Origin of the sequence: Denitrobaculum tricleocarpae (assembly GCF_007004665.1) — a bacterium.
In the GTDB taxonomy this organism is placed as follows: Bacteria; Pseudomonadota; Alphaproteobacteria; order Kiloniellales; family Kiloniellaceae; genus Denitrobaculum; species Denitrobaculum tricleocarpae.
On the sequence record NZ_ML660061.1, the window covers coordinates 1 to 18,701 of the forward strand.

General features: G+C 61.0%; 17 protein-coding genes. 8 read left to right on the forward strand and 9 right to left on the reverse strand.

Annotated features, from left to right (window positions below; genetic code table 11):
- The coding region (locus tag FKG95_RS23650) for a thiamine pyrophosphate-binding protein (protein WP_246116882.1) at positions 1 to 190 on the reverse strand (190 nt) is incomplete at its 3' end.
- A gap of 105 nt (positions 191 to 295) precedes the next feature.
- Positions 296 to 1,906, reverse strand: coding sequence for a GMC family oxidoreductase (locus FKG95_RS23655; protein ID WP_142898917.1), 1,611 nt, complete (start codon positions 1,904 to 1,906; stop codon positions 296 to 298).
- A 185-nt stretch (positions 1,907 to 2,091) separates the two neighbouring features.
- Between FKG95_RS23655 and FKG95_RS23660 the strand changes: the two genes are divergently transcribed.
- From FKG95_RS23660 to FKG95_RS23675, 4 genes are all read left to right on the forward strand, one after another.
- Positions 2,092 to 3,255, forward strand: a complete 1,164-nt coding sequence (locus FKG95_RS23660) for a TRAP transporter substrate-binding protein (protein ID WP_218940345.1) — start codon at positions 2,092 to 2,094, stop codon at positions 3,253 to 3,255.
- Positions 3,256 to 3,362: 107 nt separating this feature from the next.
- Positions 3,363 to 4,031 (forward strand): TRAP transporter small permease, encoded by a 669-nt coding sequence (locus FKG95_RS23665; protein WP_142898919.1) that lies wholly within the window; start codon positions 3,363 to 3,365, stop codon positions 4,029 to 4,031.
- Between the two features lie 11 nt (positions 4,032 to 4,042).
- Positions 4,043 to 5,404: a TRAP transporter large permease gene (locus FKG95_RS23670; RefSeq protein ID WP_142898920.1), complete on the forward strand. Its 1,362-nt coding sequence runs from the start codon at positions 4,043 to 4,045 to the stop codon at positions 5,402 to 5,404.
- Between the two features lie 42 nt (positions 5,405 to 5,446).
- Positions 5,447 to 6,232 carry an IclR family transcriptional regulator gene (locus FKG95_RS23675; RefSeq protein ID WP_142898921.1) on the forward strand — a complete coding sequence of 262 codons (786 nt, stop codon included), beginning with the start codon at positions 5,447 to 5,449 and terminating at the stop codon, positions 6,230 to 6,232.
- A gap of 138 nt (positions 6,233 to 6,370) precedes the next feature.
- On the opposite strand, the gene FKG95_RS23680 is transcribed toward FKG95_RS23675, so the two are convergent.
- Positions 6,371 to 7,972, reverse strand: coding sequence for an MBL fold metallo-hydrolase (locus FKG95_RS23680; RefSeq protein WP_142898922.1), 1,602 nt, complete (start codon positions 7,970 to 7,972; stop codon positions 6,371 to 6,373).
- Positions 7,969 to 8,964, reverse strand: coding sequence for an MBL fold metallo-hydrolase (locus FKG95_RS23685; RefSeq protein ID WP_142898923.1), 996 nt, complete (start codon positions 8,962 to 8,964; stop codon positions 7,969 to 7,971). The genes FKG95_RS23680 and FKG95_RS23685 overlap by 4 nt, the downstream gene beginning before the upstream one ends.
- Positions 8,965 to 9,279: 315 nt before the next feature.
- On the opposite strand from FKG95_RS23685, the gene ftsH reads away from it, so the two are divergent.
- Genes ftsH through FKG95_RS23700 form a run of 3 tightly spaced genes read left to right on the forward strand, consistent with a single transcriptional unit; the run spans position 9,280 to position 13,758 of the window.
- On the forward strand, positions 9,280 to 11,256 hold the full coding sequence (ftsH, locus tag FKG95_RS23690) for an ATP-dependent zinc metalloprotease FtsH (RefSeq protein ID WP_142898924.1): 1,977 nt from the start codon (positions 9,280 to 9,282) through the stop codon (positions 11,254 to 11,256).
- Positions 11,240 to 12,847: a bifunctional aminoglycoside phosphotransferase/ATP-binding protein gene (locus tag FKG95_RS23695; RefSeq protein WP_142898925.1), complete on the forward strand. Its 1,608-nt coding sequence runs from the start codon at positions 11,240 to 11,242 to the stop codon at positions 12,845 to 12,847. Before ftsH ends, FKG95_RS23695 begins: the two co-directional genes overlap by 17 nt.
- The gene (locus tag FKG95_RS23700) at positions 12,844 to 13,758 is read left to right on the forward strand and encodes a L,D-transpeptidase family protein (RefSeq protein ID WP_142898926.1); all 915 of its coding nucleotides are present in this window, start codon (positions 12,844 to 12,846) and stop codon (positions 13,756 to 13,758) included. The genes FKG95_RS23695 and FKG95_RS23700 overlap by 4 nt, the downstream gene beginning before the upstream one ends.
- A 27-nt stretch (positions 13,759 to 13,785) precedes the next feature.
- Here the strand turns inward: FKG95_RS23700 and FKG95_RS23705 are convergent, their stop codons facing one another.
- Positions 13,786 to 14,073 carry an Lpp/OprI family alanine-zipper lipoprotein gene (locus FKG95_RS23705; protein ID WP_142898927.1) on the reverse strand — a complete coding sequence of 96 codons (288 nt, stop codon included), beginning with the start codon at positions 14,071 to 14,073 and terminating at the stop codon, positions 13,786 to 13,788.
- Positions 14,074 to 14,378: 305 nt separating this feature from the next.
- On the opposite strand from FKG95_RS23705, the gene FKG95_RS23710 reads away from it, so the two are divergent.
- Complete coding sequence (locus FKG95_RS23710; RefSeq protein WP_142898928.1) at positions 14,379 to 15,425, forward strand: zinc-dependent alcohol dehydrogenase family protein; 1,047 nt, start codon at positions 14,379 to 14,381, stop codon at positions 15,423 to 15,425.
- A gap of 15 nt (positions 15,426 to 15,440) precedes the next feature.
- On the opposite strand, the gene aat is transcribed toward FKG95_RS23710, so the two are convergent.
- The 4 genes from aat to aroQ form a co-directional block, all read right to left on the reverse strand.
- Positions 15,441 to 16,097, reverse strand: a complete 657-nt coding sequence (aat, locus tag FKG95_RS23715) for a leucyl/phenylalanyl-tRNA--protein transferase (RefSeq protein WP_142898929.1) — start codon at positions 16,095 to 16,097, stop codon at positions 15,441 to 15,443.
- Positions 16,098 to 16,271: 174 nt separating this feature from the next.
- Positions 16,272 to 17,615, reverse strand: a complete 1,344-nt coding sequence (accC, locus tag FKG95_RS23720) for an acetyl-CoA carboxylase biotin carboxylase subunit (RefSeq protein WP_142898930.1) — start codon at positions 17,613 to 17,615, stop codon at positions 16,272 to 16,274.
- Between the two features lie 17 nt (positions 17,616 to 17,632).
- The gene (gene accB / locus FKG95_RS23725; RefSeq protein WP_142898931.1) at positions 17,633 to 18,079 is read right to left on the reverse strand and encodes an acetyl-CoA carboxylase biotin carboxyl carrier protein; all 447 of its coding nucleotides are present in this window, start codon (positions 18,077 to 18,079) and stop codon (positions 17,633 to 17,635) included.
- Positions 18,079 to 18,537 (reverse strand): type II 3-dehydroquinate dehydratase, encoded by a 459-nt coding sequence (gene aroQ, locus FKG95_RS23730; protein WP_142898932.1) that lies wholly within the window; start codon positions 18,535 to 18,537, stop codon positions 18,079 to 18,081. Before aroQ ends, accB begins: the two co-directional genes overlap by 1 nt.
- Positions 18,538 to 18,701: the final 164 nt, after the last annotated feature.

Below are 18,701 nucleotides of genomic sequence, written 5' to 3' on the forward strand. Positions count from 1 at the left end.
CGGTCGCGCGGGTATAGCCGTCGCAGATCATGCCCGCGTTGGTCTCATGCGCGCAGTCCCAGAAAGTCACGCCCGCGCGCGGAAACAAATCCGATACCGGCATCATCGCTGACCCGATAATCCCAAACGCATGCTCAATGCCATGCATCTGCAAAACCTTCACAAAGGCTTCTTCCGTCGTCATCTTCATTTCAACGCTTCCTTCCAGTCGTCCAAATTTAAGTGTTTCTGTGCGGTTTTATCTGCGCGCAATTCATTCACGGGCCCGGATGTCTGGCCGGGCACACAGGCTTCTCTATGCAGGGACGCGCGCGTCTTCCAAAATCATCTTCGAGGCCTTTTCCCCGATCATGATGGCCGGTGCATTGGTGTTGCCCGACACGATCTCCGGCATGATCGAGCAGTCGGCGATCCGCAGGCCCTCGATGCCGTGGACCCGCAGACGCGCGTCGACCACGGCCTGGGTGTCCTGTCCCATTTTGCAGGTGCCGGTCGGGTGGTAGATCGTGGTCGCGTTGTTCCTCGCCCATTCGAGCAGTTGTTCGTCGCTGGTCTCCTCGGGGCCGGGCCGGAACTGCTCCGCGATCTTGCCGGCCAGCGGCTGCTGCCTGGAGATGTCGAGCGCGATCTTGATCCCGTCGACAATCGTCCTGCGGTCCGTCTCGGTCGCGAGATAATTGGGATGGATGGTCGGATAGGTCTTGGGATCCGGCCCTTTCAGTCTGATTTCACCCCGGCTTTCCGGACGCAGCTGGCAGACCGATGCGGTGAAGGCCGAGAAGGGATGCACGCCTTCGCCCGGGCTGTCCGCCGACCAGGGCTGAATGTGAAACTGGATGTCCGGCGTCGCCACCTCTTCGCGGGTCTTCAAAAAGCCCGTCGCCAGGCTGGCGGCCATGGTCATGGGGCCCGCCCTGAAGAGAATGTACTTCAGGCCGATCCGCATCTGATTGACGTAGCTGCGGACCTCGTCGTTGAGGGTCGGTTCGTTGCATTTGTACACCAGCCGCGCCTGCAGGTGGTCCTGCAGGTTCTTGCCGACGCCGGGCAGGTCCTTCACGACCTCGATGCCGTTGGCTTTCAGCTGTTCCGCTTCACCCAGCCCCGAGAGCATCATGATCTGCGGCGATCCGATGGCGCCGGAGCAGAGCACCACCTCGCGCCTGGCGCGGACGATATGCTCCTTGCCGTCGGGACCGAGATAAGCGACGCCCGCGGCGCGTTTGTTTTCGATCACGACGCGCGTGGTCATGGCCTTGGTGATGATCTGAAGATTGGGGCGCTTCTTGACCGGGTTCAGGTAGCCCACGGCGGTGCTGCAGCGGCGGCCCTTGCGCGCGGTCAGCTGAAAGTAGCCGACCCCTTCCTGCGTCGCGCCGTTGTAATCGTTGTTGAAGGGGTAGCCCGCGTTCTGCGCCGCCGCGACCCAGGAATCGCAGATCGGCCGGCTCAGGCGCATGTTGGAGACCGAGAGCGGGCCGCCGGTGCCGTGGAATTCGTCTTCGCCGCGCTCCTGGTCTTCGGCTTTCTTGAAGAGCGGCAGGATCTCGTCCCAGCCCCAGCCTTCGTTGCCCATCTGCCGCCAGCGGTCATAGTCCTCGGGCTGGCCGCGGACGTAAAGCAGACCGTTCAGCGAGCTGGAACCGCCCAGAACCTTGCCGCGCGGCCAATCGAGCTGGCGTCCGTTCAGGCCGGGATCCGGCTCGGTCCGGTAGCACCAGTCGACGCTCGGGTTGTGCATGGTCTTGAAGTAGCCGACCGGAACATGAATCCAGGGATTCCAGTCCTTTCCACCCGCTTCCAGCAGGATGACGCGATGATTCGGATCGGCGCTCAGCCGGTTTGCCAGGACGCAGCCGGCCGATCCAGCGCCAACGACTACAAAGTCAGCTTCATTTTCTTGCATTGCCGCTGTCCTCCCGATCAAATTGCCATAATGATTGGCTTGCGTTTTTTTGTAATACGTGTAATTTTTGAGACCATAAGTCTCATAAAGCGCAGATAAATGCAAGGGAGGATAACGTGACTGTTTCGGATAAGCTCAGTAGAATATCGCGTCGCGACCTGTTCAGGCTCGCGAGCCAATACGGAATGTCTTCGACTCTGATGGCCGCGGCCAGCTTCGGTGGCGCCATGTCACTGGCGAGCCTCGCCAAGGCGGCGGAGTCGACTTACGAGCGCCGTTTTTCAAAGCCGGCAAAACATAACCTTAAGTTCGGAGCGTCCGGTTTCAACGCCCGGAACCTTTTGATCGAACGTGCGGGTGCGCTGGAATTTGCCCGTGATCTCGAATCCCGGACCGACGGCGAAATCCGGATCGAATTCATCGGCGACAACCAGATCTGCGGTCAGCTTTCCTGTGTGAAGAAAACCCAGCAGGGCATCGTCGACATCTATGCGGCCTCCACGCAGAACTCTGCCGGCGGCGCGCCTTACCTCAACGTCCTGGACTATGCTTTCATGTTCCCGGGCCGGGCATCGCAGTATTACTTCCTCTATCACCCCGACAGCATGAAGATCCTGCGTGATCCTCTGGAGAAGCGCCACGGCCTGAAGTTCCTCTTCAGCCACTGCGAATTGCGCGGCATTCAGCTGGGTCTGAAGTGGGAAGATCAGCCGACGGTCACCAAGCTGGAGACCCTCTTCGGCACCAAGAACCGCGTCACGGGCACGCAGCTCGGCCGGATCGCCATGCAGCTTCTGAACCTGAACCCGGTTCCGGTTGCCTGGGAAGAAACCCTCGACGGCCTCAAACAGGGCCTGATCGACGGTGCCGAGACCTGGGCCTCGGCCGTGGCCTACGCCAACATGTCGCCGGTGGTGTCCCAGTGCGTCGATCTGAAGTTCTTCTGCGGCACCGAGCACACCTCCATGTCCTCCAAGGTCTTCGACGCTCTGGAACCTCATCTGCAGGATGCCGTGATGGAATCCTCTTATCTGGCACAGGTCCATGTCCAGGCCGCCAACGAAGCGGCCCTGGTCAAGACCGTCGGCTTCTCCGATCCGCAGATGCCCAACACGCTCTTTGCGGAAAACAACGTTCGCGTTGCCTTCCTGCCGGACGACCAGGTCAAGATGGCCGAAGAAATGTGTTCGCCCGAGTTCCAGCCCGGACCTTGGGAGCAGTGGCGCGAGCGGCTCAACGGCTGGGCCGGCGGCATCGACACCTATCAGGAAATTCACAAGATCGCGCGTGAAGTTCCTGCGGACATGCTGCCGGAGAACGTCGAGCCACGGCGTTGGTGGAAGTCCTGATCTAAAGTTGTCACCGCGTCCCGGGGGTCTTTTTCGGGGCGCGGTGTTCTTTTAGGTTCTATAAAAGAGCAGACACAAAAAAAGTCTGACGGTGGGAGGAACCGAGCATGTCATCATTTTCCGAGGGCGCCGGTGCGATATTCGACGCCATCCTTGCGGGCGATTCATGGATGTTCGCAGAATCGCTCAATCACTCTGCGGCATACATTCTGGGGGCAATCGTCGTTCTGGTCGGCGGATATATCGTTTTGAAAATTCTTCAGGCGGTTCCTCTTCTGGATAATCATCTGGAGCGGACCGTTCTGATTACCAGCTATCTGGTCATCGCCATGGTGATCTTCGTCGAGGTCATCCGGCGCTTCGTGTTCCAGTCGCAGGTGCCCTGGTCGACAACGCTTCCTCCTTTCCTGTTCCTGATTATGACCTGGGTCGGCTGCGCCTATAACACGCGCCTCCGCTCGCATCTTTCCTTCTCGGAATTCCGGGCCAGCATGCCGCCGGCCGGGCAGCTCTTCTGTGTTTGCCTGGATGCGGTTCTCTGGCTGACCTTCGCCCTGATCGTGATCGTCACCACCACGAAGCAAACCGCCAACTCGGCGGCGAACTTCCAGATTCTGCTGGGCACGGACAATATTCTGCAGTGGTGGTTCTATGCCTGCGTTCCGGCCAGCTGGCTGATCCTGAGTGCGCGCGTCATCGAAAATCTGATCGAAGACATCGCGCGCTTCCGCGCCGGCCAACCGGTCGTGCAGCAATCCGCAATGATCAGCGATTAGGGGGAACGGACATGACTGACGGTAACTGGATACTCCTGATCTCGATCGGCGTGACGGTCTTTTTCATGCTGGGTGTGCCGATCTTTCTTGTGATCGGCTTCTGGGTCGTCGGGGCCAGCTTCGTGCTCGGCCTGACCCTCGATAACATCGGCGTCGCGCTGTCGGACGTTTTCACTGACGGTTTCGCGCTCCTGGCCATGCCGCTTTTCATCCTGACCGGTGACTTGATCAACAAGTCAGGTATCGCCCGAAGGCTTTCCGACTTCGCCTATGCCTGTCTGGGCTGGCTGCGCGGCGGCCTCGCCATGGCCAGTCTGGGCGCCTGCGGCCTCTTTGCCGCAATTTCGGGTTCGAACTCGGCCACCACGGCCACCATCGGTGCCATGATGCATCCCGAGATGGTCAAGGGCGGCTACGACGAGCGCTTCGCCGCGGCAACCGCCGCCGCCGGCGGCACGGTCGGTATCATCATTCCGCCTTCGATCATCTTCATCGTCTACGGCTTCCTGATGAACCTGCCGATCTCCGATCTCTTCGTCGGCGGGATCATTCCCGGCCTGATGATGGTGATCGGCATGCAGCTGGCCTGCTGGATCATCTGCAAGATGAACGGCTGGGGGCACCTGATACAGCTCAAGCTGAACCGCGTGCTCAAGACGGCTTTCGGTGCCTGGCTCGGCTTCTTCGCCATCGGCCTCGTGCTCTGGGGCATCTACACCGGCAAGTTCTCGCCGACCGAGGCCGCGGGCGTGACCGTCGGCTTCTGTATCATCGTGGGCCTGATCTCCCTGCCGCTCTACCGCCTGATGGGCTCCCTGGATCCGGACCGCTCGCCGGACGAAAAAAGCTACAGCGAGATGGCGCTGGTCGAGGGTTTCAAGTTTACCGAGATCCCGGGCATCGTGATCCGCTCGGCCCAGATCACCGGCATCCTGGCCCCCTTGATCGCCGTCTCGGTCGTCATGCAGCAGATCCTCTCGCTGCTGGGTGCACGGGACACGATTCAGGAGTTCGTGACCGGAATGGGCGGCTATTACGCCGTGCTCTTTACGGCGATGATCATCGTCTTCGTCGCGGGCATGGTGCTCGAAAGCCTGCCCAATACCATCATCCTGGCTCCGATCCTGGCTCCGATCGCGCACTCCATCGGCGTGGATCCGGTCCACTTCGCGGTGCTGTTCCTGGTTGGCGGTTCGATCGGCTTTATCACACCGCCTTACGGCTTGAACCTCTATGTGGCCAGCGGGGTGACCGGTGTCCCTTACTTCAAGCTCTTACGCTACACCGTTCCGTACCTGGTGGCCCTGCTGGCTGTCTGGATTGTCGTGGCCCTCGTGCCGGATCTCTCGACAGTTCTGCTGCCCAACAGATAACAGCCAACGGGACAAGAAACAGAGGACCCTGGAGTCAGTGCTGTGACAACGGCCGTACAGAAAGAGAAGCCGGACAGCATTCCGACAGTTTTGCGCCTCCTCCTGGTCGTGGAGGAGGTGGCAAAACAGGGCGTTCCCGTCACGCCATCCGAGATCAACCAGCATCTCGGCCTGCCGAAACCCACCATCCACCGGCTCTTCGCCACGCTCGAGGCGGAGGGCTTCCTGCAACGCAATCTAGATGGCAAGAGCTACGCCCCGGGGGCGCGGCTTCAGTCCCTCGCGGTCGATGTGCTCTCGTCGCGCAGGTTCCGGGCCGCGCGTCTGGGAGTCATGCGGGCGCTTGCGGACGATATCGGCGAGACCTGTAATCTGGCGGTTCCGGACCGTGACGAGATGCTCTATCTCGAGCGGGTGGAAACCAAATGGCCCCTGCGAATCCGTCTCCCGGTCAGCAGCCGCGTCCCGCTCTACTGTACCGCCAGCGGAAAGCTCTACCTGAGCAGCCTGACCTGCACGCAGTTGGATGGCTACCTGCATCACGTAAAGCTTGAACGGCACACGGCGCATACGCTCACGGACCGTGACCGCCTCTGTCAGGAACTCAAAAGCGTGCGCCGCAATGGCTATGCGAAGGATAACGAAGAGTTCATGGAGGGGATGGTGGCGCTCGCGGTGCCGATCAACGATCAACGGGGCCGGCTGCTGTCCACAATCGCCTTTCATGCCCCGGTGCAGCGCATGACCATCGAGATGGCGCAGCAACACCTTGCTAGGCTGCGTCAGGCAGCGGACGAGCTTTCCCAACTCGTTGCCGAAGGCGCTTAACCTGACCTATAGCGAATTGCGTTTTTCATGAATCACAACACTTCAAAATTTGCGTTCAAGATCAGCAATTTGCTGATCGAGAGGCAGCGAATTTTGTGTCTGTTTAAACGCAAATTGCTTTAATTCCAGTCCGGTCTTTCACCCATTTTCTTTTTCCAGTGACTTTACCACTTCAGAAAGTATGGCCTCGCGGGTTTTGTCGTCCGGGGCAGCCTCGAGTTTCCGGCGCAGATCCAGCGAGAAGGCCGCGAGCCGGTTGTGCCAGTCCAGATTGCCGACCGCTTCAGGGGCAATGCGCCGCGGTGTCCTGGTCTTGATGGGCTTGAGATCCCCGGCGGTCAGATCGAAGCTGTCGTCGAGTTCCGGAATCACGACACGGTTCGGCGTCAGGCCGCTTTCGATGACGCCGTCTCTCAAGGCCTGCAGCCCGGTCCGTTCGCCGTGAACCAGAAACAGTCCGCGCTTGATGGGAAAGCGGGTCTTGATCCATTCCAGCAGGCCGTCGCCGTCGGCATGTCCGGAATAGACGTCGAGCGAGCGTATCCTTGCCCGCACCATGATATCGCTACCCTGAATCCGCACCGCCGATGCGCCCTCGAGCAACAGACGGCCCAGGGTCCCCGGCGCTTGGTAGCCGACGATCAGGACCGTGGTCTTCTTGTTGCTCAGAAAGTGTTTGAGGTGGTGGCGGATGCGCCCGGCATCGCACATGCCGCTGGCCGCGATGACGATAATGCCGCCGCTGTAACGGCCGATGGCCTTGCTCTGATCGACGCTTTCCGTGAAGTGGAAGGAGGGGTGGTTGAAGACCGAGCCGTGGTCTTCGATGTCTTCCAGGCTTTCCGCATGCTTGGCGAAGACCTCGGTTGCCCGGATCGCCAGCGGCGAGTCCAGAAAGACCGGGACCCGGGGCAGGGCGCCCTGATTGATCAATATGGCCAGATCGGCGAGCAGTTCCTGGGTCCGCTCCACGGCGAAGGAGGGGATCAGGAGCACGCCCTCCTGTTCCAGGGCGTCCCGGACTTCCCTGAACAGGGCGTCCCGGCGGTCCTGGGGGGAGATGTCGGTCCGGCTGCGTCCGCCGTAGGTCGATTCACAGATCACATAGTCGAGCCCGGCCGGCCCGTCGGGGTCCGGGTGGAAGAGTTTGTGATCGGGGCCGATGTCGCCGGAAAACAGCAGGCGCTGCCGCTCCGCGTTCACGCCGTCACTGTTCAGTTCCAGCTCAATCGACGCGGCCCCCAGAATATGACCGGCATTCCAGAAGCGCACGCGGGCCTTCGGGCCGACGTTATGCCACTGTTCATAGGAAACCGCGCGGAAGCAATCCAGCGCCTTCTCGCCGTCGCGATGGGTGTAGATCGGCGTCAGGGGGCCGTGAGCGCGCTGGCGGCGGCGGCGGTTGAGCTGCTTGACCTCCATCTCCTGAATGTGGCCGCTGTCGGGCAGCATGTAGGTCAGGAGGTCCCGGGTGCCCTCGGTCGCATAGACCGGACCGGAAAAGCCCCGGCGGATCAGGCGTGGGATCAGGCCGCTGTGATCGATGTGCGCGTGGGTCAGAAGAACGTAGTCAATCTCCTTCGGGTCAAAGGGAAAGTCTTCGTAGTTCAGAGCCTTCAGGGTTTTGGACCCCTGGAACATGCCGCAGTCGACCAGAAACTGACTGTTGCCGTGGCGGATCCAGAAACAGGATCCGGTCACCGTGCCGGCTGCGCCGCAAAACTTGATCTTCAACGTCATGGCGTTTCCCGAAAAGCGGATTGAACCTCGGCCAGCATGCGGGCTTCTTCACCCTCGTAACGTTCCGAGAAATGGAAGACCTCGACCCGGCTGACCCCGGCACGGGCGGCCAACTGACCGGCCTGCGCGGTGGTCAGGTGATAGCGTTCCCGGGCGAGCGCGCTGTCGGCCCGCGCAAACTTGGCTTCTATGAAGAGGATATCCGCGCCCTTGGCCAGCTCAACGATCCGCGCTGCGTTCTTGGGATTGAACTGGCAGTCGGTGACGTAACAGATCTTTCGCGCAACGCTCTCCTCGGTGAGCGCCTGCTTCAGAACGCCGAGCGCGACTTCACCATGCTCTTCGTCGATTGCGATCATGCTGTCGCCCGGCAACTTCTGTCGCAGCGCCTGCTTAAAGCTGTGGAGCCAGGGGCCGGCCGGCAGCCTCTCCGCCGCCAGTTTCGCCTCCAGAATATGCGGCACCGCCTGTTCGCGGATGGCGAAAGCCAGACAGGGAAGCCTGTGATCGAGAAGGGTGCAGTCGACGGTCACGTCGTGATCCTCCAGAAGACGGCCTTTTTTTAGCGGCACTCGCTCGATATTGTCCTGCCGGAATTGGTCGCGGAGCGCGAAGGACGCACGCTGCGCCGTCTCGGCAGAGCCGATTTCCGTGACCGTGATGCGCAAGCTGGCGGGCGCTGGGGGCTCCAGGTTCCAACTGTAGGCGGCCAGCTTGTGTTTCGTCTTTTCGATGATGCCCAGCGGACCATAGACGCGAAGTTGCTGCCCCTGCGCCAAGAGGTGCCGCAACAGCCGGTCGAAGTCGGCGAAGTGATCCAGATGGGCATGCGAGACGAAGAGGTCGCTCACCTGCCGGAGCTTGGCCGGGTCCAGCGAACTGACATCGCCGACATCAAGCAGAAGGCCGCGCTTCTCGAATTCAAACCCGACATAGAGGACCGGATCGCCAAAGCGCCCATTCACCAAAGCCGGTTCGAGCCGATATCCCATGCTTCACTGCGTCCATTCGAGCGGGTAAATACTTGCCGGCGCATTGGCATCGGTATCCGGATTCTGCGCCGCCTGTTCGGACTTCAAAGGGTCACACCTCCACTGTTCCGCGATATCTTGATTCAGCCGGAAAGCGCGGTTCCGGGCATTGATACGCATCAATCATTCAACCTGGAGGAGTTGATGCAGGTCATAGCCGCCTTTATCGCCGAAGACATAGACTCTACCATAGTGAAGCTTACCCGGCAGGGCCGTCGCGTTTGAGGAAGGCGCGCGTCTCGCGGCTGACCAACCCGACTCAGAGGTGACGCCAGCATGGATAAGAAGCATAGATTCAATTTTGCGTACGCCCTGCTCGCCGTCTGGGCGATTCTTTTGTTCCAGAACTGGTGGATCAGTTCGCGCGAGATACAGCAGATTCCCTACAGCGAGTTCGAGCAGCTGCTGGAGGAGGGCCGGGTTGCTGAGGTCGCGATTTCACAGAATACGATTCAGGGCACGCTGCGCGGCAGTGCGGGCGAAAAAGCCGGGCTCTTCAGAACGACCCGGGTCGAGCCGGGGCTGACCGAACAACTGCGCAAGTATGACGTCACCTACAGCGGAGTCATCGAAAGCACCTTTCTGCGGGACGTACTCTCGTGGATCCTCCCGGTTGTTTTTTTCGTTGCGATCTGGTTGTTCGTGATTCGCCGCTTTGCCGAGAAACAGGGGTTCGGCGGCATGATGTCGGTCGGAAAGAGCAAGGCGAAGGTCTACGTCGAAACAGATATCAAGGTCACCTTCAGCGATGTTGCCGGTGTCGACGAGGCCCTTGGCGAGCTCAAGGAAATTGTCGATTTCCTGAAACATCCGGACCAGTACGGCCGCCTGGGGGCCCGGATTCCCAAGGGAATTCTGCTGGTCGGACCGCCGGGCACCGGTAAAACCCTGCTTGCGCGCGCCGTGGCGGGCGAGGCCGGCGTGCCTTTCTTCTCGATCAGCGGTTCCGAGTTTGTCGAGATGTTTGTCGGGGTCGGGGCGGCGAGGGTGCGCGACCTGTTCGAGCAGGCGCAAAAGGCGGCGCCCTGCATCATTTTCATCGACGAACTGGATGCCTTGGGCCGGGCGCGAGGGGTCGGCGGTTTCGGCGGGGGGCACGACGAGAAGGAACAGACGCTCAACCAGCTGCTGTCCGAGCTCGATGGCTTCGACACGCGCCAAGGCATCGTTCTTCTGGCGGCGACCAACCGGCCTGAGATTCTGGATCCGGCCCTGCTGCGCGCCGGACGTTTCGACCGTCAGGTTCTGGTCGACCGGCCCGACAAGCCGGGACGTGTTGCTATCCTCGATGTGCATGTGAAGGGAATTGAATTGGCCGGCGATGTCGATCCGGAAAAGATCGCCGGATTGACGCCGGGGTTCTCGGGCGCGGATCTTGCCAATCTCGTGAACGAGGCGGCAATCATGGCAACCCGGCGCGGCGCCCAATCCGTCGCCATGGAAGACTTTACGGCGGCGATCGAACGGATTGTCGGTGGTCTCGAAAAGAAAAGCCGTTTGCTCAATCCGCATGAACGCAAGGTCGTGGCCTATCACGAAATGGGGCATGCGCTGGTGGCGATGGCCCTGCCGGGAATGGATCCGGTGCACAAGATCTCGATTATCCCCCGCGGTGTCGGCGCACTCGGCTATACCATGCAGCGTCCTACGGAAGATCGCTTCCTGGTTACCAAGGCTGAGCTTGAGAACAAGATGGCGGTGTTGCTGGGAGGACGCGCGGCCGAGCAAATTATCTTCGAAGAGATCTCCACCGGCGCGGCCGACGATCTGGAAAAGGCGACGGAGATCGCGCGCCATATGGTTACCCGCTTCGGTATGTCCGAGAAGCTTGGCCAGGTGACCTATGACACGCGGCAGCAGGCTTTTCTTGGCGATGGAGGTGTTGTTGGGCCGGGCGCGCGCGAATACAGCGAGGAAACCGCTGCGGAGATTGACCGTTCTGTCCGGGATCTCACCGATCGGGCGCTCAAAAGGGCGAAGGAGGTCCTGAGCCGCTACGCCGCGCAACTCGAGGATGGCGCGGAACGCCTCTTGGAGAAGGAGACACTCTCGAGCCGGGATCTGCCCGCCTTGCCAGATTCACCAGACCGGCCAGATTCGCCAGACCGGCCAGATTCGCCAGACCGGCCAAACCCCGCAGACCGGCCAAACCCCGCAGACCGGCCAAACCCGACAGACCAGCCAGACCCGACAGACCTCTCAGCCGGGGAGGGCGATGCCGATGGGCGGCATGACGATGTCTCCGCAGCCTGATCGCGGGACAGCTGACAGCAGCGGGCGCGGCGTGAGCCGGTCTTCGAATCCGCATCAGATGGAAGACCAGTCCGAAGTCGAGGCCTTCCTGGCGTCGCCGGCGGCCCATGGTCTGTTGGAGGGTGACGTGGAGCGGATCGACACCCACGCCGCTGTCGTTTTCCTGGCCGGCGACCGCGCCTACAAGATAAAGCGCGCCGTCAAATATCCCTACCTGGACTTTTCCACTCTGGCCAAGCGGCGCGATGCCTGCCTGCATGAGCTTGAGCTCAATCTCAGGACCGCGCCCGCGCTCTATCTCGGGCTTGCGGCGGTCCGGCGCACGGCGGCCGGAGAGCTGACCCTGGAACAGGAAGATGGGGGCGAGACAGCAGCTTTGACCCTCGAGTATGCTGTGGTGATGAAACGCTTCAACCGCGAGGATGAGTTTGACCGCATCGCCGAACGCGGTGCTTTGGACGATCAGCTTCTTGCCGATCTGGCCTCCGTCATCGCGGCGTTTCACGAGACCGCGGTGCCTCATGTGACGGGCTTTGATCATGCCGCCGGCTTTACCGAAATCGTTACGGGCAATGATCTCGCATTCGAGGAATACCAGGGGATCTTTCCACGCGCTGAGTCGCGCGCACTTTCCGGGAAGGCCCTGGCCGCAATCGCCGCAAACGCAGCTCTTTTCGCGGCGCGTCAAAAGCGGGGGAAGGTCCGGCAGTGTCACGGTGATCTTCACCTGGCCAACATCGTTCTGATCGATGGGCAACCGGTTCTTTTCGACGCGATTGAGTTCGACGACCGGATCGCCATCATCGACGTGCTCTACGATCTGGCTTTTCTGCTGATGGATCTCTGGCAGGATGGGCGGAAACGCGAGGCCAATGCGGTTTTCAACCGTTACCTCTCGATCACCGACGACACCACGGCCTTGCCCTTACTGCCATTGTTTCTCTCGGTGCGGGCCGCAATCCGGGCCAAGGTTGCGGCGGCCTCGGGAAAGCCTGGCGAAGCCGGTGACTATTTCCGTCAGGCGGTGCGGTTTTTGGAGCCGGGCAAGCGCCGCTGCGTCGCCGTCGGCGGTCTGTCCGGCAGCGGCAAGACCTCTCTGGCCCGAGCGCTGGCGCCTGAGATCGGATCGGCGCCCGGCGCCGTGCATGTCCGCAGTGACGTCATCCGCAAAGAACTCTTCTGCATGCCGGAGACCGAACGGCTGCCCCAGTCCGCCTACAGCAGCGCGGTGACCGAACGGGTCTATTCGATTATGCTGGAGCGGGCGCACAAGGTTTTGAGCAAGGGCCACAGCGTGATCGTCGACGCGGTTTTTTCAAAGCCGGCGGAGCGGGAGGCGTTTGAAACCATGGCCAAGGGGCGGTCGGTTGCGCCGCAGTGCTTCTGGCTGCGGGCGCCGGAGGAAACACTCAAAGCCCGCGTGGCCGCGCGCCATGGCGATGCATCCGACGCGACCCCTGCGGTCGTCGACCAGCAGGCGGGCTACGACCTCGGCGCTTTGTCCTGGCGCCAGGTCGATAGCGGCGCCGGGCTCGAAACTGTTGCTCAGGAGGTTCAGGCCATGATCAACGGCGCTGACAGCGTGCAATGACCGGCAGCCGCACCGCCCGGCTGCGCCTCGGTTTCCTGTCCTTCCTGCTGATCCTGGCCGGATCACAGGTGACCGCCGAGGCGGCGATCGTCGGCGAGGAGGAAAGCATCATCCTTCGCGACGGCGACACGCTCCTGGATCTGGCGGTCGCGGAGAGTCTGGGCTACGTGGAACTGCTGCTGGCAAATCCGGGGGTCGATCCCTGGATTCCGGCGGCGGGCACAGAGCTGCTTTTGCCAAAGCGCCATCTTCTTCCGGAAGCACCGCCCTCCGGCATCGTGATCAATCTGCCGGAGTTCCGCCTCTACTACTTTGCGCCGGATGGCGAAGAGGTGCTCACCTTTCCGATCGGCATCGGACGCACGGCGCACGAAACGCCGAGCGGTCAGACCAGGATCGTGAAAAAACGCGCCGACCCGACCTGGATTCCAACGGCCTCCGCCCGGCGCGACGACCCTGATTTGCCCGAATTCGTTCCGCCGGGACCCGACAATCCGCTGGGCGCCCATGCCTTGAACCTGGGCTGGCCGCGCTACGTCATTCACGGCACCAACCGGCCTTACGGCATCGGGCGGCGGGTGAGCCGCGGCTGTATCCGCCTCTACCCCGAAGACATCGCCGCCCTCTTCGCGGCGGTGGAGCCCGGCACCGAGGTCACGATCCTGAACCAGCAGGTGAAAACCGGCTGGGTCGGCGACGAACTCTATCTGGAGGTTCATCCTACCCCGCTTCAGGCCGATGCCCTGGCGGCCACCGGGCGGCTGACGCCCTATGATCCACCTGAAACCACGGCGCTGGTGCTGGAGGCCGCGAAAGGGCAGGCGGCACGCCTGAACTGGTCTGTGATCCGGCGGGTCACACAGGAACGCCGCGGCATTCCTGTCCGAATCACGATGCCGGAGTTGAACTGACGTCAGGCGTGCCTGAAGCGGCTGCCCTTACTTCGTCAGCGACTGCTGGAAGCTCCGGTCGGCCTTTGCATTTGCGGCACGGGCCTGTTCTTCGGCCAAAGCGGCGCGCTGTTCCGCCGCCGCCGCGCGCTGCGCGGCCTCTGCTGCAGACTTCTCTGCCTCCATGGCGCGCTGTTCCGCCATGCGGGCGGTTTCCGTTGCGGCAGTGACTTCACTGCGCAAGGTCGTCATTTCCGCATCGTTTGCGCAGGCACCGAGCAGAAACAGTGATGCAAGCGTGATCGCGAGGACGGACGAACGGCCTGTTTTGGTCATCGGACTCTCCTTTGATCGTGAACATCCAAAGCGGGGGGATCCGCTCTTTTCATTCAGACCTTTTTGCTGCAACGCCGCGTTGATTAAGATCAAGGGCAGGGAACAAATCTGGTGCGGAAGGCTGTGACATTTGTATGGCTTTTCGAAGCGTTTTCAGGGGGTAACTCACTCCTTTCCGTTGTGCCGGTGCGCCGGGGTCCATTCGGGTCTGACGGGACGCATTTGCTTTGCTAAGCTCGAACCAGAGGCCTGAAGCGGAAGTGCAAGCGGTTAAGCTAAGGCCATAAGAAAACGGGGAGAATTCTATGCGCGCTGCGCTCTTTCACGAGTTTATGGGGCCGATCGGGGTGGAAAACGCGCCCGATCCCACGCCACCCGGCGACGGCGTCGTGCTGCGCGTTATGGCCAACGGTGTCTGCCGGAGCGACTGGCACGCCTGGATGGGGCACGATCCCGATATCAAATCCCTGCCGCACGTTCCTGGGCATGAATGTTCGGGCATTATCATGGACGTAGGCCCCGAGGTGCGTAACTGGCGACCCGGAATGCGGGCGATCGTGCCGGTGGTCTCCGGCTGCGGGAAGTGCGGCTACTGCCACAGCGGCCAGCATCAGGTCTGTCCCGATCAGTATCAGCCCGGCTTTACCGGTTGGGGCGCCTTTGCCGAATACGTCGCCGTGCCCTACGCCGACGCCAATCTGGTCGAGCTCCCGGAAAGCCTTTCGTTTGAGGTCGGCGGCAGTATCGGATGCCGCTTTACCACCGCCTTCCGTGTCGTGGTTCAGCAGGGAAAAATAGAGCCTGGTCAATGGGTTGCGATCCATGGCTGCGGCGGCGTCGGGCTCTCGGCGGTGATGATCGCGGCGGCCATGGGGGCGAATGTGGTGGCGGTCGATATCGACGACGACCAGCTCGCGCTTGCCCGTGCTGCCGGCGCGGTGCAAAGCATCAACGCGCGGCAGACCAACGAAGTCGCCGAAGCGGTCCGCGATCTGACCGCAGGTGGCGCGCATGTCTCCGTCGATGCGCTCGGCAATCCTGAAACCTGCAAGAACTCGATCCTCTCCCTGCGCCGTCAAGGGCGCCACGTCCAGGTCGGACTTCTGCTGGGCGGTGAGAACAACCCGCCGCTGCCCATGGACCGGGTGATTGCCCACGAGCTGGAGATCGTCGGCAGTCACGCCATGGCGGGCCACACCTTCGGCAATATGATGGCCATGGTGACCTCGGGGAAAGTGGATCCCTCCAAACTGATCACGCGGAGTGTCGATCTGGCAGAGGGTGCCAAGGTCCTGGAGCAGATGGGAAATTTCACCGAAACAGGTGTGACCATGATCACGAATTTCTCGTGAAGCCCTGAGGTTTCCTTAGACCTGTTCCGGCGGTGGGGCGGAGGATTTCAGGAAGGCTTCGACTTCATCGCCGGTCACTTCGGCCGGGAAATGGGCCTGGGTGTTGATCGCCCGTACCAACTGCTTCTGGTACTCGTCACGGGGGATCTCCTGCACACCGAAACGGCTCAGGTGCGGTGTGTTGAACTGGGTGTCGAGCAGTTTATAGCCGCCTTTGCGGAGGCGCAGCGCCAGGTGCATCAGGGCGACTTTGCTGGCGTCGGAAACCCGGCTGAACATGGATTCTCCGAAGAAGACCGCGCCCAGCGAGACTCCATAGAGGCCGCCGACCAGTTTGCCGTCCTGCCAGCACTCGACCGAATGCGCAAAGCCGCGGGCAAAGACCTGATTGTAGAGGGTCTCGATGGTCGGATTGATCCAGGTATCCGGCCGGCCTTCGGTCGGGGCGGCGCAGAGCCGAATGACCTGGTCGAAAGCCGTGTCACAACGTACTTCGAAGTCGCCCTGACGGATTTTCCGGCGCAGTTTGCGCGGGATATGGACGGCATCAAGCGGAAGCACGCCGCGCAGATCCGGGTCGATCCAATGCAGAACCGGATCGTCCCGGCTTTCCGCCATGGGAAAAACCCCGACGGTATAGGCTTTAAGCAGAAGGTCCGGCGTGAGCTCCATGTCCGTCCGCAATTATCTACAAAAACCCGGGTTCTGTACAACGATCGCCCGGTGAGCTGAAGGCCGCTCTCAATTAAAATTGGTCGGTGTGACCAGAGTGCAAGAGGGACCTTCACCTCAGACCGCCGGATCAGCTACGCTGCTTTCGGCCTATCTTTTTGAACCAAAAGGCTTTTAGGCCTGTTCCGCGACAAATTTCTCTAACCAGTGGATATCATAGTCACCATTGATGAACTCGCTGTCGACGATCAGTTTCTGATGCAGCGGCACCGTGGTGTCGATTCCGTCGATGACAAACTCTTCCAGGGCACGGCGCAAGCGCATCAGACATTCGTTCCGGGTTTGACCATGAACCACGAGCTTTGCGATCAGGCTGTCATAGTGCGGCGGTACGCGGTATCCCGCGTAGATGCCTGAGTCGACCCTGACACCCAGGCCGCCGGGCGCATGATAATCGGTCAGTGTTCCCGGTGAAGGCATGAAGGTCTGCGGATTTTCCGCATTGATCCTGCATTCGATGGCATGGCCGAAAAAGGTAACGTCCTCCTGGGTGAGGCTCATCGGCAGACCTGCCGCGATCCGGATCTGTTCGCGGACGATATCGACCCCGGTGATCGCCTCTGAAATGGGATGCTCGACCTGCAGACGGGTATTCATCTCGATGAAGTAGAATTCACCGTTCTCGTAGAGGAATTCGATGGTCCCCGCCGACTTGTAGCCGAGCTTCTTCATGGCGTCGGTCGAGCGCTTGCCGATCCAGGCACGGGCTTCTTCATTCAGGGCGGGGGAAGGTGCTTCTTCGAGCAGCTTCTGATGCCGGCGCTGCAGGGAGCAGTCCCGCTCGCCGAGGTGAATGACGTTGCCGTGGCCATCGGCCATGAGCTGGATTTCGATGTGCCGCGGCCGGCCAAGGTATTTTTCCATGTAGACCGCTTCGTTGCCGAACGCGGCCTTGGCCTCGGTCCTGGCCAGTTGAACCGCCTGGCGCAGTTCTTCATCGTTGTTGGCGACCTTCATGCCGCGGCCGCCACCGCCGGCCGCTGCCTTGATCAGGACCGGATAGCCGATCTTATTGGCGACGGGCAGAGCCTCTTCCGCGGTCATGATCTCACCGTCGGAGCCCGGTACGACCGGGATCCCGAGGTTGTCGGCGGCCTGCTTGGCCGCGACTTTGTCGCCCATCAGGTTGATGTGTTCCGGCGTCGGGCCGATAAAGACGAAACCGTGTTCCTCGACCATCGCCGCGAAATCGGCGTTCTCGGAGAGGAAGCCGACGCCAGGGTGGATGGCATCCGCGCCCGTGATGGTGGCTGCGGAGAGGATGGCCGCGACGTTCAGGTAGCTGTCCTTGCTGGCCGGCGGCCCGATACAGACGCTTTCGTCAGCCAGACGCACGTGCATGGCGTCGGAATCCGCGGTCGAGTGGACGGCGACGGTCTGAATGCCCATTTCACGGCAGGCACGATGGATGCGGAGCGCAATTTCACCGCGATTTGCGATAAGAACTTTCTCAAACATGGGGCTTCCGCCCGTCTCTATTCGATAGTCAGCAGTGGCTCGCCGAATTCTACCGGCTGACCGTCGCTGACCATGATGTTTGTTACCTTGCCGGAGCGAGGCGATTTGAGCTCGTTCATCACCTTCATAGCTTCGATGATCAGGAGAGTCTGACCTTCCGTGACCATGTCTCCGACCTTGATGAAGGCCGGTGCCGAGGGCTCGGGCGCCATGTATGCCGTGCCCACCATCGGTGAGTTGACGGCACCCGCCAGCGGCTGGTCAGCGGCAACAGCTGCGGGGGCAGACTCCGCTGCCGCAACCGCCGCCGGTGCAGGTGCGGCGACAACTGACTGTGCGACTGCGCCCTTGCTGACACGAAGGCGATGGCCCTGCGATTCGTATTCAATTTCGCTGAGGCCGGTTTCGTCGAGCAAACCCGCGAGAGAGCGGATTATTTCTTCATTGATTTCGAATTTCGACATTATGCTTCTTGCTGTTTGATAAGTTGCTGCGCCATCGCGTCCAGGGCCATCAGGTAACCCTGAGCGCCGAAGCCACAGATGACACCCAGAGCGACTTTTGAGACGTAAGAGAGGTTTCGAAACGCCTCACGCTGATGAATGTTCGAAAGATGCACCTCGATGATCGGCAGATCGACGGCCTTGAGGGCATCCATGATCGCGATGGAAGTATGTGTGTAAGCCGCAGGATTAATGATCAGGCCGTTTTGGTCGTTGCGCGCTTCCTGAATCCAGTCGATCAGGCTGCTTTCACTGTTGGATTGACGGAAATCCGCCACAAGACCTAATGCCGCCGCACGCTTCCGGCAACTTTCCTCGATATCGTTCAAGGTTGTGTGCCCGTATATCTGCGGTTCGCGGAGGCCCAACATATTCAGGTTGGGGCCATTGAGAATCAGGACTTTCGGCGCGCTGGCCACTTATGACTCCTGGAAGACTTGGATTTCCAAGCGTTAGCACAGGGCGCCGTGAGCGCGCAATGCGGGGTTCACCTTAAACTGCGCTTTTGCGGCAATTTCTGAGTTCGGCCCTATGATGCGGTGGTCTCCCAGAGTTCTTTTGCTCCCCGGGAGACCCGATCAAG

Coding starts and splice junctions, on each gene's coding strand:
- accC (WP_142898930.1), bottom strand. CDS start 17,615: ATGTTTGAGAAAGTTCTTATCGCAAATCGCGGTGAAATTGCGCTCCGC.
- FKG95_RS23670 (WP_142898920.1), top strand. CDS start 4,043: ATGACTGACGGTAACTGGATACTCCTGATCTCGATCGGCGTGACGGTC.
- FKG95_RS23660 (WP_218940345.1), top strand. CDS start 2,092: ATGTCTTCGACTCTGATGGCCGCGGCCAGCTTCGGTGGCGCCATGTCA.
- aat (WP_142898929.1), bottom strand. CDS start 16,097: ATGGAGCTCACGCCGGACCTTCTGCTTAAAGCCTATACCGTCGGGGTT.
- FKG95_RS23655 (WP_142898917.1), bottom strand. CDS start 1,906: ATGCAAGAAAATGAAGCTGACTTTGTAGTCGTTGGCGCTGGATCGGCC.
- FKG95_RS23685 (WP_142898923.1), bottom strand. CDS start 8,964: ATGGGATATCGGCTCGAACCGGCTTTGGTGAATGGGCGCTTTGGCGAT.
- FKG95_RS23705 (WP_142898927.1), bottom strand. CDS start 14,073: ATGACCAAAACAGGCCGTTCGTCCGTCCTCGCGATCACGCTTGCATCA.
- FKG95_RS23695 (WP_142898925.1), top strand. CDS start 11,240: ATGTCTCCGCAGCCTGATCGCGGGACAGCTGACAGCAGCGGGCGCGGC.
- FKG95_RS23710 (WP_142898928.1), top strand. CDS start 14,379: ATGCGCGCTGCGCTCTTTCACGAGTTTATGGGGCCGATCGGGGTGGAA.
- FKG95_RS23700 (WP_142898926.1), top strand. CDS start 12,844: ATGACCGGCAGCCGCACCGCCCGGCTGCGCCTCGGTTTCCTGTCCTTC.
- FKG95_RS23665 (WP_142898919.1), top strand. CDS start 3,363: ATGTCATCATTTTCCGAGGGCGCCGGTGCGATATTCGACGCCATCCTT.
- accB (WP_142898931.1), bottom strand. CDS start 18,079: ATGTCGAAATTCGAAATCAATGAAGAAATAATCCGCTCTCTCGCGGGT.
- ftsH (WP_142898924.1), top strand. CDS start 9,280: ATGGATAAGAAGCATAGATTCAATTTTGCGTACGCCCTGCTCGCCGTC.
- FKG95_RS23680 (WP_142898922.1), bottom strand. CDS start 7,972: ATGACGTTGAAGATCAAGTTTTGCGGCGCAGCCGGCACGGTGACCGGA.